The organism is Vibrio sp. 11-4(1) (genome assembly GCF_013048625.1).
GTDB classification, from domain to species: Bacteria; Pseudomonadota; Gammaproteobacteria; order Enterobacterales; family Vibrionaceae; genus Vibrio; species Vibrio diabolicus.
Genome location: NZ_VHSY01000005.1, coordinates 146,577 through 171,849 on the forward strand (window position 1 = coordinate 146,577; position 25,273 = coordinate 171,849).

Consider the following 25,273-nt stretch of genomic DNA (forward strand, 5'->3'; position numbering starts at 1 on the left):
CTTTTACTATGCACCAACACTCTTTCAATACAATTTTGTATCCCTCACCAAAACCTCTAGTTGATTGTCTCTTTTGCCTTCGGGTAGCCCCACCATCTCATCATAAGCACTTTGATGTACTAAGACCTGCTTATTTGCTTTGATATTCTTGCACTTCTTTTGCATCTCGATAAGGGAATGAGCCCTCAAAAAGATACCGTTGTCATCAGTGATGAATTGCGCTTTCCCATCAACTACGACAGATGCTTGATACAATGCGAGATCAAGCGAGTGAATGATCAATTTATCTACGTAGAAGAACTTTTCTAACTTACTCAGTGGTATCGACATATCTCACCTCCTTGTGAGCAACCTCTACGTTTTAATGAACAAAACCGATCATTAGGTGAGGTTTCTTCGGATCATTTGCGTACAACATCGGAAACAAAGAGGATTCCGATGCAAACAATCAATGTCGTGTGGTTAAAACGAGATTTAAGACTGACTGACCACCAGCCCTTAACACAAGCATTGTCGTCAAAGCACCCAACGGTACTTTTATATATTGTTGAACCGTTGCTGTTAAACAACCCTCACTATTCTGAGCGTCACTGGCGATTTATTTGGCAATCATTGCAATACATGAATGAGACGCTCAAAGCCTACGGACACCGCATCACGGTTCTGTTTGGCGATGCCTTAGCATGTTTTCAATCAATTCAAATGCAATATCAAATCAACGCTGTGTTTTCTCATCAGGAAATAGGGCTCAACTGCACCTTTGAGCGCGATAAGCAAATTGCCGACTGGCTGCATGAGCAGAACATCACGTGGTTTGAGTTCGAGCACGGTGCTGTTATTAGAGGAGCAAAAGACCGGCAGGGTTGGGACAAACATTGGGATTTGGTCATGAGAGCCTCCATAAGCCCTCTTGAGCTGCAAACCAACTTGTTGCATTCATTGGATGCAGAATCACTCGGCTGCGCGTTTTCGCCACCTTCATCCTGGCTATCAAAATGCAAAGGAATGCAAACGGGAGGAAGCCAACTCGCTTGGAAAACACTGGAGGACTTTTTCAATCGTCGAGGTCGTGATTACTATCGAAGCATTTCTAGTCCCACAGCCTCACGTACAGCCTGTACTCGCCTTTCTCCATACCTCGCTTGGGGTAATATATCCTTGCGTGAAGTTTATCAGTACCTATTGAAACACTGGCAAGTTGTTGGGTTTCGTCGCAGCTTAATTGCGTTGTCTTCACGGCTGCATTGGCACTGCCATTTCATACAGAAATTCGAGTCGGAATACGACATGGAGTTTTACTGTGTTAACCGGGCTTACGAATCGTTGATTAAACAAAGTAGCACTTTCGATGAAGAAAAGTTAGCAGCATGGAAATCTGGATATACTGGCATACCTTTGATCGATGCCTGTATGCGCTGTTTGCATCAGACTGGCTATATAAACTTTCGCATGCGCGCCATGCTGGTTAGTTTTCTCACTCATCACATGAACATGGATTGGCGAACTGGCGTGACGCATTTAGCGCAACTATTCCTCGACTTTGAGCCTGGTATTCATTACCCACAATTCCAAATGCAAGCCGGGGTAACTGGGACCAATACAATCCGGATTTACAACCCGGTTAAGCAAGCCCAAGAACATGACCCTGATGGCGCGTTCATCTATAAATGGGTGCCTGAATTGCAAATGGTCCCCACCCCACTATTGTTCGAGCCCTGGACAATGACACAGATGGAAACCGTCATGTACCACTTGAAACCGGATAGCCGTTACCTAGCGCCTATTGTCGACCTAAATAGCGCAGCTAAAGACGCAAGGGAGCGTCTATGGGCATGGCGGAAACGGGCCGATGTAAAACAAGAAGGCAAACGGATTTTAACGCGACACGTGAGGCCATCGAAAGAAAGCAGGGCTCGTTGATCATCTTTTCATTTAGATGCGTACAAACGAAGACATTCTCTAGGGAAACCGTTGTACCCCCAACTCGTAAGGAACACATTATGTTTAAACGTATCTTGGTTATCACGGCTACATTGATGGCGACTTTATCTTTTATGCTTCCCGTCAAGGCTCATGAGCATGGCATGATGAAGGCTGATATTGTCGACGTTGCCACTGAAAACGGCTCTTTCAATACACTTGTCGCTGCAGTGAAAGCGGCTGATCTAGTCGATACACTCAAAGGAGAAGGCCCATTTACTGTTTTTGCACCAACGGATGACGCTTTTGCAAAACTGCCTGACGGTACAATCGATATGCTCTTAATGCCGGAAAACAAAGACAAGTTAGTATCCATTTTGACTTATCACGTCGTCCCAGGGAAAGTAATGGCTGCCGATGTTGTTAAGCTGGACAAAGCGACTACGGTTCAGGGCCAAGATGTGATGATTAAAACCATGGGCGACAAAGTCATGGTCAATGGTGCAAATGTAATGGCAACCGATGTAAAAGCTAAAAACGGCGTCATTCATGTTATTGATACCGTCATTATGCCTAAATAACATGATTCAGAGGGCGGTGTATTCCGCCCTTTAAACGGTGCTTCTTCTATCCTTAATACTGCCCCTTCCCACCTTCAACCCAACAACTAGCAACCCATTCACTCCAACTATAAAAAAGACAAAAACAACATCAAAACCAATACCTTAGAAACAAAAAAGCACAATATCAATGAGGTTGGCGTACCGTTACCTTTCAATTTGAGAACATGATTCCATGTCAGTGTCGTTTACTTTTCCACATGTAAATTCTTGAGCTAAATTTTGGCTGCTCAATCACATTTCGGCAAACCATTCGAAAGGGTGGGACGCAAAGCTTCCGGTCTGTCAGCATTCCATCATCAAAAGTAATGCTCATGATAGCGGGGTTGCCATGTTGCAACACTACATTATCCAAAGTATGGATTCATGCAGCGTTGCTTCGTGCTCAGCATGCGCCGAGGTGTGACATTAATTTGTCAGCCATAACAGAGGACATGTGATGAAATCCTTTCCAACCAAATCCGTACTCACGTTAGCACTTGCAAGCATTAGCTCAGGTGCTGCGGCTCACGGCTACGTATCAGAAACCAATGATGGTGTCGCTGCAAGTCGCGCGGCACTATGTAAGTATCCAACACCTGATACTAACGAAAAAAATAATAACTGCGGTGCCATTCAATACGAGCCACAAAGTGTTGAAGGTCCTGATGGTTTTCCACAAACAGGGCCTCGCGATGGAAAAATAGCAAGTGCCGAAACCGCTCTAGCTGCCGCTCTTGATGAACAAACTGCCGACCGCTGGGTTAAACGTCCTATTCAATCAGGTACACAGACTTTTGAATGGACATTTACCGCTAACCATGTGACGCGTGACTGGAAATATTACATCACCAAACCTGATTGGAACCCAAATGCCTCACTATCACGCGACTCGTTTGATCTGACTCCTTTCTGTGTAGTCGACGGCAATATGGTTCAACCTCCAAAACAGGTGAGCCATCAATGTAATGTGCCTACGCGAGAGGGGTATCACGTCATTCTGGCGGTATGGGATGTTGGCGACACAGCGGCTTCATTTTATAACGTGATCGATGTGAAATTTGATGGTGACAGTCCAGTCATTCCAGCTTGGACGCAAGGCGGTCAAATTATTCCGACGATGGATTTAAATGTTGGAGATTCGGTTTATACACGCGTATTTGATCAGGCGGGTGAAAACATAGCTTATCGAACCGAGCTAGAAATTACCGATGCAGTCATGGGCAAAGCGAAAAATTGGTCTTACGCTCTAGCAACGAAGATCAACCAAGAGCAAACTAAACTGCAAGCTGGACAGTATGCCGAGGATAAATTCACTCCTGTTTATGGTACTAACCCGGTGTACCTGCAAGCTAATAGCGGCCTTGAGCGTGTAGAAATCGGCTACAAGATAGAAACTCCCGCTCCAGAGTACTCACTCACAGTAGATGGCTTAGCAGACGAATATATTATTGAGTCAACACCGACAACGTTGGAGCTGACACTAACTGCTGAAGGCGATTTAAACGCAGAACTCACCGTGTACAATCACCACCGTGAGCCACTTGCAAGCTGGGCAGACGAAATGAAAGACGGCTCGGTGGAGGCTGTATCGCTCGCTTTAAGCAAATCAGAGCCTGGTCACCATATGCTAGTGACTCGTATTAAAGACAAAGATGGCAACTTGGTGGATCAGCAAACGCTCGACTTTCACTTAAAAGAAGAGTCAGTAACGCCACCACCATCTGGCGAGTACGATTTTGTCTTCCCTGAAGGGCTATCTAGCTACACGGCGGGCACAAAAGTGCTTGCAAGCGACGGTGCCATTTACCAATGTAAACCCTTCCCATACTCTGGTTACTGTGTACAGTGGAAAGAAAGCGCAAACCAATACGAACCAGGAACAGGTTCACACTGGGAAATGGCTTGGGATAAAGTCAACTAAATCGCCCTTTGAATGTTAAGTAAAAAGAGCCTCGCTATGAGGCTCTTTCATTATCAAACGCAAAAATGGCAGTTTTCCCGATCTAAACCATGAACACCTGACAAATTAGCCAAATGAGCCCGCCCTTCAATAAGCCCCATTTCATAACCTTCCAATAGAACGGTTTGTCGCATTGATAAGCGCTGAACAGGAAAATTATCTGGTGGTGCAATCACTCTGACATGCGTTCCCGGTGGAGGATTACGAATAAATTCCAACGATTGATTGTAGTTATCTGCACGTCTTAACATCGCGTCCGCCATTTTAGGATGTTCGGCAAATAACTTCTTCATCAGCCATGTGGTTTTTACTGGCTTCTTGGCATAATTTAGCGGGTGAGAAAGCACAACGGTTATGTCGCGAGCCCCGCGACGATAAGCCTCACGCACTGGGATAGAATCTGCCACCCCGCCATCGGTATAGCAGCCTCCAGAAAAACAAGGGGTATGCTTGTATGCAATGGGTAACGCTGTTGTCGCTTCAATCGCATGATGAAAATTATCACGCGTCACGCGATAATAATCTGCCTGTCCTGTATCTACATTCGTCGTCGCTGCCAGAAAAGGAATACCATTAAACAGTTTATTTTCATCGACGGGATACAAACGATTAGACTCTTCAAACAACCACTTCACATCAATAAGATCCCCACCTTTAACGAATCGAGTCGGATCAAAAAAGCGTTTACTCGTTGCCAGCTTAGTAATGACATTGATGCTGCGATGCGGATAGTCGGTCAAATAACCAATCAAGTTTGATGCGCCAGCAGATACGCCAATGGCAAAATCAAACGGTTTATAGCTCTGCTCTAAAAATGCATCTAGCACTCCGCTTGCGAAGACACCTCGCATCGCGCCACCTTCCACTACAATTGCTTTTGTTGCCATATTTCCCCCATTATTCTTGCCAAAAGAGTAATGAAATTCGTGCAATCAAAACAATTGAATATTCTTATTATTGAAATAGGTGAAGTCTATTTATTTCTTTCTTAGAAAGTGAAAACTAAAGTTCAAAAAATCCACACCAGCTAGAAATGTAGGTGTGGATTTAGACGAGATGGAGACGCCTATGAGAAAACAGTTTTATAGGCTTCGCCCGCGCCATCAATAAACATTTGAGTACCGATAACCGCTAGGATTAAGCCCATCATTTTCGTCACGACGTTCAGAGCACTCGGTCCAACTGCTTTGACCAATTTGTCTCCAAATAAAAACAGTATATAGGTAATAACACACAACACAGCAAAAGAAACGATGGTAATAATGGTTTGATCAAAACCACCCGCCGTAGCAAAGTTCATCGCGGTAGCAATCGTTCCAGGCCCTGCTAATATCGGCATTGCAAGTGGAGAAACGGCAATGCTCAACGCCGCCTGCTGCTGCGCTGGAGAATACGCTTTCTCTTTAGTTTTCTGATGCGTCGAATCACCTTGAAGCATATTAAAACCGATCAAAAACACCAAGATACCGCCCGTTATTCGCAAGGCGTACAGCGTGATACCAAACAAATCAAAAATTAATTTACCGGCAATCGAAAATATCGCAATGATGACAAATGCAATAAAAACCGAACGAAGCGCCATGGAACGCACGGTTTCTCTATCCTCATCAGCCGTTAAACTCAAAAAGATAGGAATATTGGCGATGGGGTTCATGATCGCAAAGAAGCCCATAAACACCGTGACTGTATGAACGATGAGTTCTTTCATATTTTCCGCTGCAGTTAAATTGTTGATTCTAAAAACAGTATATACGCTCTCAAGCAGAGCGAGTGATATATTCTCTATTCATCTTCACACTTATGCGCTAAGCATTGTTTTTCTTTTGAGATAGTTTACCGACTCATCAAATATCGCTAAGGTGAGGCTTCAGCCTTTACATGTAACAGGGGATGTTAAGTCACCATGAACAGTACGATACAAACAATTCTCAATCACCGCTCAATTCGAAAGTTTACCTCACAACCTATTGAGAGCGAACAATTAGAAACGATTCTACAAGCTGGCCTTGCGGCGTCTTCATCAAGTATGTTGCAAGTCGTCTCAATTATCCGCGTGACCGATAAAGAAAAGCGTACGCTATTGGCACAATATGCGGGGAATCAAGGGTACGTTGAAAGCGCTGCTGAGTTTTTGGTGTTTTGCATTGATTACCAGCGCCACGCAAGTATCAATCCTGATGTGCAAGCTGATTTCACCGAGTTAACACTTATCGGTGCTGTTGATTCTGGCATCATGGCACAAAACTGCTTACTTGCAGCAGAGTCTATGGGACTAGGAGGCGTGTATATTGGTGGCTTACGAAACAATGCTCAAAAAGTCGACGAGTTATTAAGCTTACCTAAAAATACAGCCATTTTATTTGGTATGTGTCTTGGTCATCCAGATCAAGCCCCTGAAGTTAAGCCACGTCTACCTGCTCATGTCGTGGTGCATGAGAATCAGTATCAAGACCTAAATTTGGATGATATTCAGGCTTATGACCAAACCATGCAAAACTACTATGCAAACCGTTCGAGCAATCAAAAACAAAGCACTTGGTCACAAGAAGTCACCAGTAAACTAGCTGGCGAATCACGTCCGCACATCCTGCCTTACTTAAACAGTAAAGGGCTCACTAAAAGGTGATGAACACAGTACGATAGGATCAAAAAAGGCCTCTGAAGAGGCCTTTAGAATTTATCAGCAAAAACTCGCTTAGTTACCGCCTGTCGCGCCAGTACCTGGAGCTGGTGGATCTTCGGGTTCAATTGGCTCACCTACTTCCGCATCAGGAATTGGTGGCACTACCGGTTTGAAATCATCTACAGGTTTTCCTGCTTCGATCTCTTTTTCAACCTGGTTAACAACATCTTTAGTATCTTTTTCAGATATCTCTACGTAGATAACGTCACCAGAATCATTTTTAGGGTAATTTGGGTTCTTCTTAATTACCTCTTCAGTTACAGCTTTAGCTGCTACTGAAATTGCTTTAGGTGAAGCCGTAGGGTTCGCTTTAATGACATCCGAAACTACATTCGCTGTAGCAACCAGTTTAGTCGCTAATGCTTTTGTTGCAGCATCACCACTCTCATCTAACTGCTTAACTACACTTTCAGTATTGCGAAGCAAATCATTAACTGAAACACCCATCGCATTGATATCAAGACCTAAGTCAGCAAACACTTGCTCTGCAACTTCTGGCGTGTAAATTGCGCCCTCTTCTAAGGTATCAGTTACTAGAGTAGTGAACGGAGAACCTGTTACAGGTGTATCTGCCTGCGCCAAACCCTGTGGGATTTTGTAAGTTGTAGAGATTGGCTTGCCGTTTGAAGCATCACGACTTGTCGCTGTAGGACTTAGAACAAACGAACAGTCTTCTGGATCACTTACTACATCTACGTGACTAATGCGCGCATAACCAACCATGCCTTTGTAGTTTGTGGTTAGTTCATCAGCCTCACCTGTTAAGTCACCACAGGTGTAAGTTACTTTCATGTCGATAACAGCTGGATCATAAGCCTGTACTGAGTATGTTTTTACCTCAGGATCGCTGTCACTACCACAACCTGCTAGTAGGACTGCTGCCACACTTGCCGTTAAAAGTTTGATTTTCAAAATTAGCTCCAATATTTGTTGTTATATCCGACCGCAACAGGAAGCATAACGGCAGTTGCATATGGTGTAAATAGTATACATACAACTTTGGCATGAGTTTTTTCACATTCCCGCCTGTTTACTTGTGCAAAATCATGCATTCATCTCAATAACGTTAAATAGACACAATTTTGTCATGTATTCGTCAGTATTTTTTTAAGTATCTTGTTGCCTTTATTGCAACCAGATGGATAATAGTTGACTATTTTTTGTGGGTCAGATTTTTACACCTTCATTAATGAAACTAAGAGCTCTAAGTCGCTAGCAGCCATTTGGAGTGTTTATTACACAAATAATTCTGAATGGACTCGCTTTCTAAAGGCTTAAAACTGCAGTAAATCGTCAACATTGATGAAATGCAGTTCAATTAGAATGAACCAATTTCAGTCGGCAAACTTTCTTTCGGTAGTTATAAACCAATGAACACATTTAATAAATTTTTGGGGATATCAGTACTTCCTATCCTTCTTACAGGGTGTACTCTGCCTGGTAGCCACCTTTCGGTCAGTGACAAAACAGTAATGAGCACTGAATCGAGTGATATAGAATCGCAGGTTACGGTTTATCCTTTAACTTTGGAGCGAGTGACCTCTTTAAATTCAATAGATCCTTTTTCAAAGCCAAATCCAGAGTTAGATATTGAAATCGCCAAGTATGAATACGAAGTAGGACCTGGCGATATCTTAAATATTACTATTTGGGACCACCCAGAGCTCACGATCCCAGCTGGCTCATATCGTAGTTCAGCAGAAGCAGGTAACTGGGTGCACTCAGATGGCACGATCTTCTACCCTTACATTGGCGTTGTACACGTTGAAGGTAAAAACGTTCGCCAAATTCGTGCAGACATTGCCAACCGTCTTGCAAAATACATTGAGAGCCCGCAAGTCGATGTAAGCGTTGCAGCTTTTCGTTCTAAAAAGACTTATGTGACTGGCGAAGTGAACAAGCCTGGGCAACAACCAATCACAAACATTCCTCTTACACTTCTTGATGCCGTAAATAGAGCAGGCGGACTGGCAGCCGAAGCCGATTGGCGTAATGCAACACTGACGCGAAACGGTGTGGTTGAAAATGTCTCTTTATACGCTCTGATGCAACAAGGCGACTTAACTCAAAACCGTCTTCTAAAGCCAGGTGATATTGTTCATATTCCCCGTAACGATGCACAAAAAGTATTTGTTATGGGCGAAGTTAACGATCCGAAGCTACTCAAAATTGATCGCAGCGGTATGAGCCTTACTGAGGCTCTAAGTAGCGTTGGTGGCATTAATGAAATCTCCGCCGATGCCACTGGCGTTTTCGTCATCAGACGTTCAAAAGAAGAAGCTAAAATGGCGGACATCTATCAGTTAGATGTTTCTGATGCTTCTGCTTTGGTGATTGGAACAGAGTTTGATCTCAACCCATACGACATAGTCTATGTAACAGCTGCGCCTGTTAGCCGTTGGAACCGCGTTATTGCTCAACTTGTTCCAACCATTTCCGGCTTTAACGAATTAACCGAAGGTGTACTACGAGTACGCACTTGGCCGTAAAAACGACGTGCCGCAAGAAAGTTATCTCTTGCGGCATGCATTCAATAGTTACGTAGCTCAATTGTGCAATATAAAGAAGCAAGCACTCCAGTTGGGATCATAGGCATACAATTTAAAATAGGGTAAGCATTTGTTTTCTAATATTCTTGTCGTCTGTGTAGGTAATATTTGCCGCTCTCCAACAGGAGAGCGGCTTTTGCAGTCTTTACTACCAAACAAACATGTCGCGTCAGCGGGAATCGCGGTGGATAAAAGTCATTTAACAGGAAAAGCTGCTGATGATATGGCAACCACCATCGCGAACGAACATGGCGTAAGCTTAGATGGACACGAAGCTCGACAATTAACACCTGAGCTTTGCGCTCAATACGATCTGATATTGGTTATGGAAAAAGGTCATTTAGAAGCCTTAACCAAAGTCGCTCCTGAGGCACGAGGCAAAACGATGCTGTTTGGACAATGGATAAGTGAAAAAAACATTCCTGATCCATACAGACAAAGTAGAGAAGCCTTCGAACATGCTTATACGCTTATAGAAAAAGCAGCAAAAGCGTGGTCTCAAAAACTATAAGCCGCAAGGCTAAATATATAAACGCCAATGGCAAGGTATTTAAGAAGTTAAAGTAATGACAACACAAACTATTAAGCAATCACGTCAAGCCGACGATGAGATCGATTTGGGAAAGTTATTTGGGATCATTCTTGATGCCAAATGGCTCATTCTATGTACCGTAGTCCTATTTTCAATTATAGGCGTCGGCGTTGCCATTCTATCAACACCTATCTACAAAGCTGACGCTCTTATCCAAATTGAAAGTAAGAGCTCCGGTGGTATTTCAGCGATGGTTGGTGATATGGGAGAGCTGTTTTCAGCAGAGTCATCAGCGACAACAGAAATTGAGATCATTAAATCTCGTATGATTTTGGGTGGTACAGTTGATAAGTTCAACTTAACCACGGTCGTCTCTCCGAATTACATGCCTATCGTCGGTAAGGGCTTAGCTCGACTGCAAGGCGAACAAATCAGTCTGAGCGTTTCACGATTTAATACCCCTTCTTACGCAGTTGGAATTCCTCTAACTCTCGAAGTTATTGATTCTGAAAAACAGACGTTCAGACTTATAGAAGATGACAATAACGTCATTTTAGAAGGTAAGGTTGGCGAGCTCATTGAAAAGAACGGCTATCAATTCTTAGCTACAGAAATGATAGCGCAAGACGGCGCATCGTTTACCGTGAGTAAAGTCAGCAAGTTAGATGCAATTAATAAACTTCAAGAAAACTTATCGATAAGCGAACGTGGTAAGCAAACCGGGATTATTTCTTTAAGCTTCTCTGGTGAAGATCGCGCTAAGATTCAAGCTATCTTGAACGACATTAGCCAGAACTACTTCTTGCAAAACGTTCAAAGAAACTCAGCAGAGGCAGAGCAAAGTCTCGAGTTCTTGAAAGGTCACCTTCCAGACATCAAAACAAAACTGACCGCTTTTGAAGACGTTTTAAATCGATTCCGTCAAGAAAATGAATCTATCGACTTAGGCCTTGAAGCTCAATCAACGCTTAAAGTGATGGTTGAATTAGAAGCGCAGTTAAATGAGCTGACATTCAAAGAGAGTGAAATCAGCCAGCGCTTTACACAAGATCACCCGGCTTATAAGTCTCTGCTTGATAAACGTGAGACGCTACTCAAAGAGAAAGAGCGTCTTAATAAACAAGTTCAAAAGTTACCGAAAACACAGCGTGAAGTTCTACGCATGACGCGCGATGTAGAAGTAAACCAACAAATCTACATCCAGCTATTGAACAAGGTTCAAGAGCTCAACATCATTAAAGCAGGAACCGTTGGCAACGTTCGAATCTTAGATAACGCTCAATCGTTCTCTAAGCCAATCAAGCCGAAAAAAGCGCTTATCGTTGTGCTAGCAACACTGCTTGGCGGCATGGCAGGCGTGGCTTTCGTATTAATTCGTGCGGCATTCCACCGTGGTGTAGAAACACCAGATCAAATTGAGCAGATTGGTATGCCTGTTTACGCTAGCGTTCCAAAATCTATTCAACAACTGGAATTTGCAAACAAGCTTAAACGAAACAAAGGCAGCAACGATGAGCTAGTCCTTCTTGCTGAAGCTAACCCGGCCGATCTTTCCATCGAGGCCCTGCGTAGTCTTCGTACTAGCCTGCACTTTGCGATGATGGAAGCGAAGAACAATGTTCTTATGATTTCAGGTCCAGCACCATCTATCGGTAAAACGTTTGTATCGACAAACTTTGCAGCAGTCGCTGCAAAAACAGGTCAGAAAGTACTGCTTATCGATGCGGATATGCGTAAAGGTTATTTGCAGCAATGTTTTGGTTTACGTTGGGATAACGGTCTTTCTGATTATTTGAGCGGCAAGACATCCCATAGCAATATCATTAAATCAACATCCATCGACAATCTAGATGTGGTTACTCGTGGCCAAGTACCACCAAACCCGTCAGAGCTTTTGATGCATCCTCGCTTTAAGAGCTTTGTTGACGAAATGTCGGCGCAGTACGATCTTGTGATCATCGATACGCCGCCTGTACTCGCGGTTACCGACCCAAGCATTGTTGGTGCAATCGCAGGAACAACACTGATGGTAGCTCGTTTTGATCAAACGACTTTGAAGGAAATTGAAGTCGCACAAGGCCGCTTTGAACAATCCGGCGTGGAAGTAAAAGGCGTGATTCTAAACGCCGTAGAGAAGAAAGCGTCAAACTCATACGGATATGGTTACGGCTACTATAACTACGCTTACAAGAGCGAGTAATTAATATCTACATATATTACAAAGCCCTGCTAGACCTAGCAGGGCTTTTTTATTACTGGATCCTGTAATGCATATCTACTAGAAAACGGATGGTCGTTAACATCTACATAGGCATTGGCTGTCAAACTATTCAGCACTTCTTTAATGGGGCTGATATTTTGTGATGCAGCTCTCTCATGAATAGTTGCATGATGGATTGTGAAACCCTACTATCAGTCTGCTCACGCCTAAAGCCCCCAACACTCGCGGAAAGAACTTGGTTCACGGCAACTCTTCCACCCTGCTCTGTATAGCAGGAACAATCTGTTTTTACCTTCTTTTTAGCTTCTATTTAGGCGAGTGTGGAAGAGATAAGAAAGGTGAAAAATGAACTCTACAAATAGCTTCTTAATCAACATTAACCAACAAAAATCCGTTGCTAAAAAAAGGCTCAAAGCTATACGTCAACACGATGATGAGATGTTGGATCGAGTTAAGCGATTTCACTCCAAACCAGAATCATTAGCTCCCAATACAATTCAATTAGCTGACGTTCAACATTCGCTAGCCAGAGAATTAGGTTTACCAAGTTGGAGTAAATTAAAAGCGCATGTCGAAGAGTTAGAAGCTCACAAAGGCGCCATCAAAAATCACTTCCCTCCTCTTGATAGCGAACTAAAAACGCTCCATGTCCGCTGTGGGCATGATATTCAGCAACGGCTTAAAGACAGCGGATTCGAGGGAACATTTTTAGCCCTAATAGATCCGCTTTGTATTGGCCCCATACCAGCAACACCACAAAACTTCCTTGCCATTCGTGCCCAATATGTCGTAGAGACTCTGCTGCCCGTGATGAAGCGTGAAGATTCAGTGCAGGATATTGTCAAATTTGAGCAAGCTAATATTGATACGCTGCTCAGTGATACATTTGAACGAATCGTCTTTTGGGTCGAACATGACAGCTATGACCAATTAATGCTGCTTCGTGCCCTAACCTTGTTAGAGAATGTAGAAAACAAGGTGATAGAGATCATTGAGTTGAACCAGTTCCCTGGCACTGAGCGATTCATGGGTTTGGGGCAGTTGCCTAAAGAGGCTATTCGCGCTTGTTGGCAATACCGTAAACCCGTGACAGCCAAATTATTCAGTCAGGCTAAACATTCCTGGCACGCTGTCACATCACCGACACCCATCTCTATGGTTAATTTGATCGAGCAGCATGATCTAGATTGCTTACCCAATATGCTCAACGTGCTAATACGCCATATGCAAGAGTTACCTCATTCACAAACAGGATTAAGCTTGACTCAGCAGATTGCATTAAAGGTCCTAAGTTCTCAAAATCGTTCAATTCTCATCAAAGATTGGTTTGAGCAATATCAACAATGTGAACCTCTACCTTACCTGGGCGATGTGATGTTTTACGCCTTACTCCTCCCTCTAGCACAATGTCAAAAGCCTTTAATCACGATTGAGTCACGTGAAAGGGACTGGTGGGAACAGAGCGTCCATATCACTGAGGCTGGTCAGCATTGTTTGGAAGGCTTCATGCTAGCGAAGCAATGCTATTGGGTTGGGGGTATTAGCAATACCAATCAGAATTATTGGAGTTGGGATCACCTCCAATTATCTACATTGACCAACCATCATTGATTCAGCGGATAGGTAACATAAGCAGGGGCATAGACGGCTCGTTAGCCCCTTGTGTTCAGCCCAATACAAAAACAGTCAAAAAGAGACGGCTTCTAGCCTGAATAAAATCTAGATAGTTATGCAAGAGCAACATTCCTTAGAGATAATATGCACTCCATTTACTACTAAAAATAAATGTAAACACTCCTTCTTATCGGTTGTATGTTCGATAAAAGTGTTAAAATACAAACTTTTCGACCAGTCAAATAGTTAAGATTTGGTTAAAACTCTATTTTTATTAGTGATAAAGTTCACATCTATTAACCATTTAGAGGATTATTCTTTCGTATTTTCTCACTCCACTGCTACTCTGCTCGCCGCTTTGAAGTGAACTCAAGGTGCATAACTATAAGGAGTGTTCTCATGAATACCAAGAAACCGATGTCGCTAACCAGCCGCGTAATTTTGGGTATGGTAGCGGGTATCTTGACAGGATTTGCAATTCGCACACTTTTTGCCGGCAACGGATTTGTCGACGCATACATTGTTAATGGATTATTTGAAGTTGGTGGACAGATCTTCGTCGCCAGCTTAAAAATGCTCGTAGTCCCTCTAGTGTTTGTTTCACTAGTTTGTGGTACTAGCTCCCTCAAAGACCTTTCTACACTGGGTCGCATGGGTGGTAAAACCCTCGCTTTCTACGTTACAACAACGGCTATCGCGATTACGCTTGCTCTAACTATGGGTACTCTGTTCCAGCCAGGTGCTGGCGCTGACCTAACCGCAGCAAGTTCATTCAAATCAGCAGAAGCACCATCTTTGGGTCAGGTGATCATCGATATGTTCCCAACCAACCCTATCAGTGCGATGGCTGAAGGTAAAACCCTGCAAGTTATTGTGTTTGCGGTGCTATTTGGTATCGCGATCAGCGCAGCAGGCAAACCTGGTGAACGTATTGCAGCGTTCTTCTCTGATCTGAATGAAGTGATCATGAAACTGGTTGCGATTTTGATGAACTTGGCGCCTTATGGTGTGTTCTTCTTAATGGCGAAGCTATTTACTGGTCTTGGTCTGGGCGCAATCGTCAATCTGGCGGAGTACTTCTTAGTACTGGCGGGTACGCTTGTCCTGCACGGCCTAGTCACTTACAGCTTAATGTTAAAAGGTTTCACTGGTCTAAATCCAATTACGTTCCTACGTAAGATGGAAGACGCGATCATGTTTGCTTTCTCGACCGCATCATCAAACGCGACGATTCCAGTGACAATGGAAACGGCTAAGCACCGTATGGGGGTTGAGAACCGCGTATCATCGTTCACAGTACCACTTGGTGCAACCGTGAACATGGACGGTACGGCGATCATGCAAGGTGTCGCAACCGCCTTTATTGCTCAAGCCTTCAATATTGATTTAACTATGGGCGATTACCTCATGGTAATCATGACAGCTACATTAGCATCTATCGGTACTGCGGGTGTCCCTGGTGTTGGCCTTGTAATGCTAGCCATGGTATTGAACCAAGTTGGTCTGCCGCTTGAAGGTATCGCGCTCATCATGGGTGTTGACCGTCTACTTGATATGATTCGTACTGCGGTAAACATAACTGGTGACAGTGCAGTTACCGTCATTGTCGCAAAATCAGAAGGCGCATTGGATGAAGCTCGCTTCAACGATCCAATGGCAGGCGTAGCCGAAGAAGAAGTGCATCTTAAACGCGCTGACGCCTAAATCGTTTTACGATTAAGTTATCCTGTCTAAGAAAAAACCACCTTATTCTAAGGTGGTTTTTTTGTTTCCATGTGTTGTCCTGAAATGTATTTACACATTGAGGACAAATTATGACTACTGCACATAACCCCTACGTTAAGCGAACCCCGCGTGAAAGCACACTATGCTTTAAATTACAGGTCGTCGATGCTATTGAAAAAGGCTACATGAATTACAAACAAGCCCAAGCAACCTATGTTATTCAAGGGCGTTCAACGGTTTTAACCTGACTAAGAAAATATGGAAAAATGGATTGGATACATAACCCAAGGAAGAACACCATGCATAAAAAACGAAACCGAAAGAGTCTCCGGCTAAAAAATCCAACGACTTGAAAGAGAATTGGAAGATGAACGGGTGAAGAACCTCTCCTTTAACGAGTTAATTGATATTATCGACTCTGAACATGGGACGAATCTCATAAAAAAGTATCTCGCCTACTATCCTTTGCTTCTCACCATAGAACACCTGCCTTCATACTTTGGTGCAAAAACTACATGATATTTATAATTCCATCGCGTGTGCGCTAAGCTCTTTTTGTATCCATTGGGACCCCTTTCAATTCTTAATTAACTCTGCAATTGCCAGACCACAAAACGTTTTTATCAAATTGAAAGGGGTTATATAACTGACTTATAGCTGTAAGCTTTACGAGAAATCCAGCCTAACTGGAGGCCTCTATACAAAAAGCCAACAGCTAACGAAGTTGGCTTAGTGTAAAAAATGTCAACGCATTTTAATACGAGATGCCCCCGCTAAAGGTGCTAATGTACAGATATAATTGCTTCTAGACTTTTCTTAGTTACGAATCGGTAAGTAGCTAGGTTATGATAATAATTCTTCTGAAGAATTAGAGTTTTACTAGTCTATGTTTATCATTTTGAAAATGACATAAGGGACATTTTCATCATATAGAGATACAAATTCCATTATTAAATTAAAGATCAAAACCAAATCGCGATAGGTAGTAGTCTGATAATTAAGTTGGTACTAAGATACATACATCATAAATTCATGTTTAAAAATAGTCTTTTTTTATTCAGTTTCTCATTTCCAATACTTGTATTAGGTTTCAACGAAAGTATGTTCGGTTTTTTTAAGAAATTTAAATACACATTAAGCCCAGAGATAAAAGGTACTTTAGTTCTTGAGCAAAGACCTCTAGAAAATGTAACCGTTTACTTAGAAGCTAATTTTTTAAAGAATAATTACAAAAGGAGTTCAAGTACTAATGAGTTAGGTGAATTTCACTTTAAACCAGTCATACATTCTCAAAGGTTCAAAGAATCAGCTTTGAATCAAACATATTCATATATCGGAATATATACCTATATAAATGAAGAAAAGAAGTACATTTGGGAGTCCCAGTTAAACTACGTTTCACCGCCTATATTTATAAAAGATAACTTAAATAACCTTTACTGTGAGCTTAAAAATAAAGAATTCCGATATTTTTTCAAAAATATCAATCTAGATAATGCTCGAGATCTAATGGTTATTAGCAATTGCAATTTAAATGGATTTTTATATAAAACAGAGTTTACGGAGGATACATAATGCCGTCTTTAACACCAAAACTTGCATCAGAGATCGCGAATATACCGTATGGAGTATATCAGGGGCAAGGGAGACTAGCGTTCAAGGGACAAGGAGGTTTTGAAAAACACTTTGCATTTTCGCAGCAAGATGTTTTTAGTGGCCGAACTGGAGGTATCACAGGATTAGATCGTATACCATTGTTTAGAAAAGTGATACCTGGTGTAATGAGAACATCTGAAGCGTTTGCGGTAATTGGTGTTGGGAAAGGAAAATATAAGGGAGATTTAGTAATTTCCATTAGAGGGACGCAAAACGCCAATGATTGGGTAACCAACCTAAATGTAGGCCTTAAAGGCTCTCCAAATGGCTCTATTGCTCATGCTGGATTTATTAATTCATTTTCAAGTATCAAACCAAGTATAAAACAATATTTACAGCAATTCCAAAGTTTACCTAACCGAATTCATTGTGTTGGGCATAGTTTAGGAGGGGCTCTAGCTTCATTATGTTCTGATTGGCTGAGAGAAGAGTATTCATTAAGAGTGAATTTATATACTTTTGGCGCACCTAGAGTTGGTTTAGAACAATATTCCCGTAAATCTAGTAAAAGCAACGACAAAGTATACCGCTGTACTCACGGCGCAGATCCTGTACCTAAAGTACCTGTCTGGCCATTTATTCATGCGCCACATAATGGCGATGAGTACCGCTTAGACGCTAGTACTGGCTTTAATTTAAGTGCTCATAGTATGTCTAGCGAAACAAGTTTAGGGTATTTAGATAATGCTAACTCCGAAACGTGGGGAGCAATAAAAGTCAGATCTAACAAGTAGTTGTATACTCCTACTAGATTTAAGTTTGAGCACAGAAACCAAGCATCATTTACAGAGTATTGGTCAGAAAGAATTCAAGCAGCATTAATAACATTATTAAAAGATACTGGCTTGTATTCAGCAATAGCAGCCCAAGCCACAGTATCTACTGGAATGACATTTTATGACATACTCGCTAGAAATATAGAAAAAGTAGCTAAAGCAACTAAAGTAAGAGAATTACAAGTCAAAGGGCTTTTAGGCCATATGCTGGTGTTTATTGGAAAACCAGTAACAGCAATTGAAGATATGTCTGCAAAATTTATTAGAAATGTTTTTCTTATGGTATTTGGAAAACTTTATCGAGCAGCACAAATGGCTATTAGCGCTGTACAATAAATTTTCAACTTAATCCGCCATCGAATTCAATTTTTCTCTGGCTCGTTCTTCGTGTTCTTTAGTGATGGCATTGCCGACAGAGTTAGCGGCTAACGTAAGCGCTGCCATGTCATCGGTAAAGCCGACGCCTGCTAACACATCTGGCACCATATCGGTGGGTAATACGAAGTAAGCCAATGCGCCACCTAAAATCGCCTTATGGCGAACGGCGGTGTTGGAATCTGTCATCGCGAGCCATGATTTGATGCCCATAACGGCAATTTCTTCACCCGCTTTCTTAACCGACCCTTTCATTTTGCGCCAGAATGTTTTCTCATCTGGCGCTTGCATCGTTTTATCTTTGGCGTCTTTCGGCGCCGATTTTACAGACATTGTTGTGCTCATCGTTGCCTCCGAAATTTATGACTGTGGCCAACATATTAATAAATCGAACCTGAACGCAAGATTAATAACAAGAAATGATAGTAAAGTGAAACAAAAACACAGATAGAAAAATCCCCAAACCGAAGTCCGGGGATTATTGTCTTGGGAACCAAGCTTTAGAAGCAGAATGCCTTATTGAGCAATCTTCTCCAGTACACGCATCAGCATTTTGATACGTGGTTCGATAGACTCAAGCAACAAGTACTCTTGGTCACTGTGAAAACCTGCACCGATAGGTCCTAGACCATCCAAAGTTGGAATGCCAAGAATTGCCGTATTGTTTGCATCAGAGCCGCCACCCACTTCTTTCCAGTTGATGTCGATAGCCAGTTCACTTGCGGCTTCTTCAACTAATGCCATCAGGCTTTCGGTTTGCGCGCTTGGCACCATAGAAGGTTTGTAAGCTTCACGAACCAACTCGATGCTAACGCCATCAACGAATGGTGTTTCCAGCATGCCGTTTAGCTTGCTATCGACATCATCGTATTCTTCATTACTCCAGAAACGCACATCCACGATCGCTTCAGCGTGCTCAGGGACGATGTTTGCGCCGTTACCGCCAGACACAATACCCACGTTTAATGTGGTGCCAGATTCGAAGTTCGTCATGGCATTGATTACGAGAATCCAGTTCGCCATCTCGGTGATTGCACTGCGGCCATTTTCTGGCTCGTTGCCAGCGTGGGCTGCAATGCCATTAAACGTGATTTTGTAACGCGCCATGCCTTTGCGCGCTTTGACTAAACCTCCGTCTGCGCGTGCTGCTTCTGCCACCAATACGTTTTTCGCATTTTTTGCAACAGATTGAATCCAGTCGACCGAATCTAACGATCCGGTTTCTTCGTCTGGGTTCATGCAGATACAAATCGACAGTTTATCCAACACCGCCTGGTCGAGGTTACGCATCGCGTACACAATATTCAGCAAGCCAGATTTCATGTCCGAGACACCCGGACCGTACGCTTTGTCAGCGTCTTGAGACATAGGGCGTAATCCAGCGGTGCCGACAGGGAACACGGTATCCATGTGACCAATCAGCATCACGTCAACTTGCTCAGCTTCAGGCTTGTTTCGAACTTCAAGACCAATACCCGCTCTGCCACAGTCGATGCGTTTTACGCTCCAACCTGACATCGCTTGGTACTTCTCTTCAAATTGAGAAGCGATGAACTCAATGCCATCAGTGGTGTACGTGCCACAATCGACATTGATGAGAGGACGAAGTTCTTCGAGATATTCATTGAGAGAAAACTGCATGATTGCTCCTTAAACAAACAAGTTCATGACTAGCATTGCGCCAAATGCGTTCAATACGGAAATCGCAATCATAATTGGGATATAACGACCTTCAGTACCGATAGGTCCCATAATTCGACCCATGTACTGAACCTGTGAGCCCATTAGGTAAATTGCAGGTGCAAGAATCGCGATGTGCGTTCCGTTCAAGATGCCTTGGTCAAACAATGTGATAACCACGCCAACTGCGCCGCCCATCGACATCCAAGCACCAATCAGCACCGCAGCCGCTTCACCTGGCAAACCAAAAACCGCCATTACTGGAGAAAATACCGAGCCCATCAAATCCAACGCGCCAGTAATCTGCAACGCTTTAATGATGACAAACGCCATAAGAACGTTAGGCACGGTTGATGTTGTCGCAATAACCCAGCCTTTTTTAGCACCTTCAACGAAAATATCTGTCACCATCGGCTTACTTACTTTTACGTCACTCATTACGCCGCCTCCTCTTTTAAGTTCTCAGATTTGTTTTGATCTTGCTTGTCTTCTTTACCTTCTGTGATGTTTAGGTAGATACGGAATAAGTTCGCGCCCACAATTTTAAACAAGAACATCACCACAACCGCCAAACCAATAGAAGACGTTACGGCAAGCGAGCCATCCGCCATCGTCAGCGTAAACAGCACCGCACCTGAGGAAAAAAAGTTAACAATGGTGGCACCAGCGGTGAACTGGAACATAGTGAACACATCGGTTTCGCGTTTGGTAAGATGGCCTTCATCTTTAAGCTGACGAGTCATCGCCGCACCTGCGTCGGTACTTTGCAGCGAAGCGATAAGAGCCAAACCAGAATTACCCGGAATACCCATAATTGGACGAAGAAGCGGCGTTAACAGTTTGCGTGCTGCTTCTAGTGCGCCATAGTGCTCAAGTACATTGATCATACCCAGTGCGAACATAACGGTAGGAATCAAAGTAAGTGCAAAAATGAAACCGTCACGTGCACCGCTACCACCAGTACCACGAAGCGACGTTGTTGCAACTTGCACACCGTCATCCGTTTCGGTGACGCCATAAGCCACCTTGCCGAAAGAGCCATTCAACGTGGTGAAATCAAATACGCCATACCATTCATTCGATTGCATGAGACCAGAAAAGAAGACGACCGCAAACGCCAGTGCAACGTAGCACCCCAGCGTAACCTTGCGCTCGGTTTGAACAGGATTTTTCATAACATTACCTACACATGTGGGACAGGACACATATGTTCACTCGAATAATGTGCTAGAGAGATGATCAAAATCAATCCGCCTGCCGAACATTCTAGCGACTCAGTTATGAAGTTTTGTTTTATGATTTTAATCACATTTGAAAGATAATAAAAATTTGTGCTAACAATTAGGTATATTAATCTATATCGATACCTCTGGACTTCTTCATCAATCAGACCAATGATTCCAACGAATATTGCTTTCTACAACATTCATGACGTACTTCATACTTTGGCATTGAGGCGATATCGATTAACTCGAAAGTAACATTCCATAATGAAATTTAGGTTAGGATTGTCCGGTCATATTCAAACGGCATAAACCAGAATCAACAGGACTAGGCAGCCCATTGTTACGCTCACAACCTAAAATAGCCAAGTGGACACTCGCCCTCGTGTTTTGGGTGGTGATGGTATGTTTAAGCCAAAATTCCGGCTTCTCGAAAAGCTGCCCTAAGGCTCACCAAATACAGAGTCAGCAAGATGAAAGTGTGAATTTATCACCATCTTGCGACCTTTCAGAGAAGCTGGTTCAAGCGTACCAACACCAGTTGGACCATATTCTTATTCCATTTTTTCTGTTTGCTTTGATTGTGGCGCTGCCGATGGCATCCACAGCAATTCATTATCTGGAATACACAGAACCGATACCGGAAAAGTATCGGGTTCACCTAAAACTTTGCGTGTTTAGAGAATAAACCTAGCAAGGCGAAAGATCTTCTCGCCTGACTTTTGTACGTATTTTATTCACTTCACATAACAAACAACGAAATCTAAAAGTTTTAGGAAATATTATGACATTCACTCGTACACTTTTGACGTTAACGATGGCTATCGTACCTGCCGTATCTTTCGCATCAGAAAAGACCGCAGAACAAAAGCTGGAGGAAGTTACTCAGATACTAAAAGAGAATCCTCAAATTCTTGATTCATTGCACCAAAACCTTCAAGAGTACATTGCGTATCAACAGTCATTTGGCGACACCTTGAAGGAGGTTCGTCACTATCTAAGTGATGGCAAACATTCCTCTTTTGGTGCTGAAAACCCCGAGTTAACCATTATTAACGTAACGGACTACAGTTGCCCTTTTTGTAAACGTTTAGAAGGAGAACTGGTCAAAGTTGGTGAGGAATATCCGCAGATAAAAGTGCTTAACCTCAATGTCTCTTTTAAAGAACAATACGAGAAAAACGGCTACAACTCGGCAAGTTACGCATTAAATGTTTGGCAAAACCAACGAGATAAGTACGAACAAGTGCATGAGTTATTGGTGAAAAAACCGGGCGCACATGATGCACGCTCGTTAAAGCAAATCGCGAAGAAAACGGGGACAGAAGCGCAGCTTGTCGACGACAAAGAGACCAAAGCGCTGCTTGATAAGAACTATCAGTATTTCACGCAACTTGGTTTACGCGGCACGCCTGCGTTGATCATTAATGATCAAGTCATTCCTGGCTATGTGCCGTTTGACGAGCTAGAAAAAGTCATCGACCAAGAACTGGCGAACTAAAACAACAAAGCCCTTCCTTGATAACTCAAGGAAGGGCTTTTTATTTATCGACATAAAGAGCGTTTAGTTACTTATTACGTCCTACAAACGCCACGACGACTTTGTCATTGCCAAGCGAACGAGAGAACACATACGCGCCTTCTTGTTCAATCACTTCGTGCTGACCCGCACCAATCGCTGGGTGCGCTTTACGAAACTGACCAAGGGTTTGCCAATGTTTCAACAGCGCTTGCTTCTCATCCGATAGTTTCCATACCATGTCAGAGCGTGTGCCTTGGTGGAAATCATCCGCGTAAGGGCCAATGTTACGGCCTACTTCATCGCCATAATAAACCTGAACCGCTCCTGGGCTAAGGAGCAATGCGTTCGCGGCGTTACGTTGCATACCGTAATCTTTAAAACGTGAGAAAAACAACTCCGTATCGTGAGAAGACATGTAACTGACTGGGTTGAAGTCTTTCTCGTTCGCGATAGTGTCCGCATAGCTTCGGTAAGTGTCTGCCATTTGGCTAAAGCACGCCGCGCCTTTGTCTAGCTTCTTCTGCATATCGAAGTTGATCAACGCGTCAAAACCATCATCGAAATAAGGGCTGCGATACGCGGTGTGTCCCCAGACTTCGCCCATCATCCAGAACGGCTGACCTGATTTGCCATTTTCTTTACGCCACTGTTCTAGGCTGTTCGATGCTTCTTCTTTTAGACGCTTCCAAACTTCACCTTCGACGTGTTTCACCGTGTCGACGCGATAGCCATCAATGCCGAAGCGTTTCACCCAATCGGTTTGCCACTCAATCAAGTAATCCGCCACGGTGTAGTTGTCTCGAGCTTCTACGCGAGTCCCTGGGTTATCTAATAGCCACTGAGCTGGTTTTACAGCTTTGCCTGACTCGGTGATAAAGTCAGGCAGCCCCGCCAATGACATAGTGATATCACTGCTACCCGGAGCTGGGTATCCCGGTAGACCTGTTCTTACCCAGTCACCGCCCCACCATTTCGCCCAGATCGGACTCTGATAATCAATATTCTGGTGATAGCTATGCCAACTTTCACCCGCTTTTGGTTGCCAGTCGCCCCATTTCTTGGGCAGATCGGCATTAGGCTTTAACACCTCAATACCGTCAAATTGCAAATCGGCTAACGTTGAGTAACCAGTGTGGTTGATTACTGCGTCCATCAAGACTTTAAGGCCACGTTTGTGCGCCTCTTCCACCAGCGTTTTTAAATCTTCTTCGTTACCGAAGTTCTCATCAATCTTGGTGAAATCGCGCGTCCAGTAGCCGTGGTATGCATAAAACGGAAATGAACCACTATCGCCACCACCGACAAAGCCGTGCACTTGCTCAACGATTGGCGACAACCAAATCGCGTCTGTACCTAGGCTCTTAATGTAATCCAGTTTCTCAATCACGCCTTTAAGGTCACCCCCGTGGAAAGTACCTATCTCTTCTTTGCCGTCTTTTTTGCGACCATAACTGTTGTCGTTACTTGCGTCTGCGTTGTTGAAACGGTCAACCATCACGAAGTAAATGTTCGCGTTTCGGTAATCAAATAGCACCGCTTCTTTGGTTTTCTGTACAGGCTCTAAAAGCACTAGGCCGCCAGAGTCTTTGCTTGGCGTCAGCGATACTTGCTGATCTTGCACTTCAACCATTTTCCCTGAGTAAGCATCTCGCAACTTGGTGCCATCCGGGAAACTATCACCTAACGCAATGGTGACTTCTCCGCCTTGGTAAACCTCACATTGCACTTGTGGGATTGGGCGTTTGAATTCAGTTTTGGCGGCTTTCTTAGGTTCACGCTTAAAACGCAGTGTTTTGGCTTCTGCATCAAAAGCAAAAGAGTAATCGCCGGTAAAGCGGATTTTTAACGGCAGTTCCGTTGGTTTTCCGCAGTTCAGCGCAAGAGGTTTGTTGAACTTCACTTTCTGACCATCGGGTGCAACGCAATCACCTTCAACGCCCGTGATTTTAAGCGTGTATCCGTCTTTGGTTAGAGGCACAACCAAAGGCTGCTCTGCACTTAATGGGAAGTCACGGCTGCTAGTCGTGGTAGAAATGGTGATGTTAGGCTCGGCGATGGCACTTGCCGACGCAAGCAGTAAAGTAGTGGTAATTAGGTTCAGTTTCATCGTTCAGTCCATTGGCAGCACATGGTAACCATGCACATTTATTAGTTTTATTCACACTAATTGTGCCGAGATAAGAAACTGAACACATCATTCTAACTGCCTACGCCCCAAAGGTCGTGACGCTTCAC

Annotated in this window: 23 protein-coding genes, 1 pseudogene and 1 riboswitch; of the genes and pseudogenes, 15 read left to right on the plus strand and 9 right to left on the minus strand. The window is 43.4% G+C overall.

Annotation, left to right across the window (positions count from 1 at the left end; translation table 11 throughout):
- Positions 1-24: 24 nt before the first annotated feature.
- Entirely contained in the window at positions 25-330 is a 306-nt protein-coding gene (locus FKN16_RS11700; RefSeq protein ID WP_006740792.1) for a DUF6482 family protein, read from the minus strand.
- Positions 331-438: 108 nt separating this feature from the next.
- Between FKN16_RS11700 and FKN16_RS11705 the strand changes: the two genes are divergently transcribed.
- From FKN16_RS11705 to gbpA, 3 genes are all read left to right on the plus strand, one after another.
- Entirely contained in the window at positions 439-1,920 is a 1,482-nt protein-coding gene (locus tag FKN16_RS11705) for a deoxyribodipyrimidine photo-lyase (protein ID WP_170902745.1), read from the plus strand.
- 80 nt (positions 1,921-2,000) lie between these two features.
- Positions 2,001-2,501 carry a fasciclin domain-containing protein gene (locus FKN16_RS11710; RefSeq protein WP_047009633.1) on the plus strand — a complete coding sequence of 167 codons (501 nt, stop codon included), beginning with the start codon at positions 2,001-2,003 and terminating at the stop codon, positions 2,499-2,501.
- Between the two features lie 272 nt (positions 2,502-2,773).
- Positions 2,774-2,874, plus strand: a riboswitch (cyclic di-GMP riboswitch).
- Between the two features lie 105 nt (positions 2,875-2,979).
- Positions 2,980-4,443, plus strand: a complete 1,464-nt coding sequence (gbpA, locus tag FKN16_RS11715) for an N-acetylglucosamine-binding protein GbpA (RefSeq protein ID WP_170902746.1) — start codon at positions 2,980-2,982, stop codon at positions 4,441-4,443.
- A 53-nt stretch (positions 4,444-4,496) separates the two neighbouring features.
- Here the strand turns inward: gbpA and FKN16_RS11720 are convergent, their stop codons facing one another.
- Positions 4,497-5,369 (minus strand): patatin family protein, encoded by an 873-nt coding sequence (locus FKN16_RS11720; RefSeq protein WP_005397800.1) that lies wholly within the window; start codon positions 5,367-5,369, stop codon positions 4,497-4,499.
- A 179-nt stretch (positions 5,370-5,548) separates the two neighbouring features.
- A complete protein-coding gene (locus FKN16_RS11725) occupies positions 5,549-6,190 on the minus strand; it encodes a MarC family protein (protein WP_046875716.1) in 642 nt (213 codons plus the stop codon).
- Positions 6,191-6,385: 195 nt separating this feature from the next.
- Between FKN16_RS11725 and nfsA the strand changes: the two genes are divergently transcribed.
- A complete protein-coding gene (gene nfsA, locus FKN16_RS11730) occupies positions 6,386-7,108 on the plus strand; it encodes an oxygen-insensitive NADPH nitroreductase (RefSeq protein ID WP_170902747.1) in 723 nt (240 codons plus the stop codon).
- A gap of 69 nt (positions 7,109-7,177) precedes the next feature.
- Here nfsA and FKN16_RS11735 read toward each other — a convergent pair whose 3' ends face one another.
- A complete protein-coding gene (locus tag FKN16_RS11735; RefSeq protein ID WP_170902748.1) occupies positions 7,178-8,077 on the minus strand; it encodes a hypothetical protein in 900 nt (299 codons plus the stop codon).
- Positions 8,078-8,535: 458 nt separating this feature from the next.
- On the opposite strand from FKN16_RS11735, the gene FKN16_RS11740 reads away from it, so the two are divergent.
- From FKN16_RS11740 to FKN16_RS24560, 9 genes and pseudogenes are all read left to right on the plus strand, one after another.
- Positions 8,536-9,654: a polysaccharide export protein gene (locus tag FKN16_RS11740; RefSeq protein WP_006740798.1), complete on the plus strand. Its 1,119-nt coding sequence runs from the start codon at positions 8,536-8,538 to the stop codon at positions 9,652-9,654.
- Between the two features lie 130 nt (positions 9,655-9,784).
- On the plus strand, positions 9,785-10,225 hold the full coding sequence (locus FKN16_RS11745; protein WP_031780663.1) for a phosphotyrosine protein phosphatase: 441 nt from the start codon (positions 9,785-9,787) through the stop codon (positions 10,223-10,225).
- Positions 10,226-10,280: 55 nt separating this feature from the next.
- Complete coding sequence (locus FKN16_RS11750) at positions 10,281-12,446, plus strand: polysaccharide biosynthesis tyrosine autokinase (RefSeq protein WP_170902749.1); 2,166 nt, start codon at positions 10,281-10,283, stop codon at positions 12,444-12,446.
- A 366-nt stretch (positions 12,447-12,812) separates the two neighbouring features.
- The gene (locus FKN16_RS11755; RefSeq protein ID WP_170902750.1) at positions 12,813-14,078 is read left to right on the plus strand and encodes a DUF1835 domain-containing protein; all 1,266 of its coding nucleotides are present in this window, start codon (positions 12,813-12,815) and stop codon (positions 14,076-14,078) included.
- 402 nt (positions 14,079-14,480) lie between these two features.
- Positions 14,481-15,785 (plus strand): dicarboxylate/amino acid:cation symporter, encoded by a 1,305-nt coding sequence (locus tag FKN16_RS11760; protein WP_005397791.1) that lies wholly within the window; start codon positions 14,481-14,483, stop codon positions 15,783-15,785.
- Positions 15,786-15,895: 110 nt separating this feature from the next.
- Positions 15,896-16,262: pseudogene (locus tag FKN16_RS24555) on the plus strand (IS3 family transposase); the annotation flags it as partial.
- Positions 16,263-16,907: 645 nt separating this feature from the next.
- Entirely contained in the window at positions 16,908-17,381 is a 474-nt protein-coding gene (locus FKN16_RS11770; protein ID WP_234702581.1) for a DUF6795 domain-containing protein, read from the plus strand.
- Positions 17,381-18,196 (plus strand): lipase family protein, encoded by an 816-nt coding sequence (locus tag FKN16_RS11775; RefSeq protein ID WP_249370542.1) that lies wholly within the window; start codon positions 17,381-17,383, stop codon positions 18,194-18,196. Before FKN16_RS11770 ends, FKN16_RS11775 begins: the two co-directional genes overlap by 1 nt.
- The gene (locus FKN16_RS24560) at positions 18,197-18,574 is read left to right on the plus strand and encodes a hypothetical protein (protein WP_249370543.1); all 378 of its coding nucleotides are present in this window, start codon (positions 18,197-18,199) and stop codon (positions 18,572-18,574) included.
- A gap of 9 nt (positions 18,575-18,583) precedes the next feature.
- On the opposite strand, the gene FKN16_RS11780 is transcribed toward FKN16_RS24560, so the two are convergent.
- The 4 genes from FKN16_RS11780 to FKN16_RS11795 all read right to left on the minus strand — a co-directional run bounded on the left by FKN16_RS11780 (position 18,584) and on the right by FKN16_RS11795 (position 21,468).
- Positions 18,584-18,958, minus strand: a complete 375-nt coding sequence (locus FKN16_RS11780) for a YkvA family protein (protein ID WP_170902752.1) — start codon at positions 18,956-18,958, stop codon at positions 18,584-18,586.
- Positions 18,959-19,129: 171 nt separating this feature from the next.
- On the minus strand, positions 19,130-20,254 hold the full coding sequence (locus FKN16_RS11785; protein WP_170902753.1) for a M20 family metallopeptidase: 1,125 nt from the start codon (positions 20,252-20,254) through the stop codon (positions 19,130-19,132).
- Between the two features lie 9 nt (positions 20,255-20,263).
- Positions 20,264-20,731: a YjiG family protein gene (locus FKN16_RS11790; protein WP_005458317.1), complete on the minus strand. Its 468-nt coding sequence runs from the start codon at positions 20,729-20,731 to the stop codon at positions 20,264-20,266.
- On the minus strand, positions 20,731-21,468 hold the full coding sequence (locus FKN16_RS11795) for a nucleoside recognition domain-containing protein (RefSeq protein WP_170902754.1): 738 nt from the start codon (positions 21,466-21,468) through the stop codon (positions 20,731-20,733). The genes FKN16_RS11790 and FKN16_RS11795 overlap by 1 nt, the downstream gene beginning before the upstream one ends.
- A 448-nt stretch (positions 21,469-21,916) precedes the next feature.
- Here FKN16_RS11795 and FKN16_RS24830 point away from each other — a divergent pair, with 448 nt between their 5' ends.
- Positions 21,917-22,204: a hypothetical protein gene (locus tag FKN16_RS24830; protein WP_084742283.1), complete on the plus strand. Its 288-nt coding sequence runs from the start codon at positions 21,917-21,919 to the stop codon at positions 22,202-22,204.
- Between the two features lie 96 nt (positions 22,205-22,300).
- Positions 22,301-23,017 (plus strand): DsbA family protein, encoded by a 717-nt coding sequence (locus FKN16_RS11805; RefSeq protein ID WP_170902755.1) that lies wholly within the window; start codon positions 22,301-22,303, stop codon positions 23,015-23,017.
- Positions 23,018-23,084: 67 nt separating this feature from the next.
- On the opposite strand, the gene FKN16_RS11810 is transcribed toward FKN16_RS11805, so the two are convergent.
- A complete protein-coding gene (locus FKN16_RS11810; RefSeq protein ID WP_170902756.1) occupies positions 23,085-25,145 on the minus strand; it encodes an alpha-amylase in 2,061 nt (686 codons plus the stop codon).
- Positions 25,146-25,273: the final 128 nt, after the last annotated feature.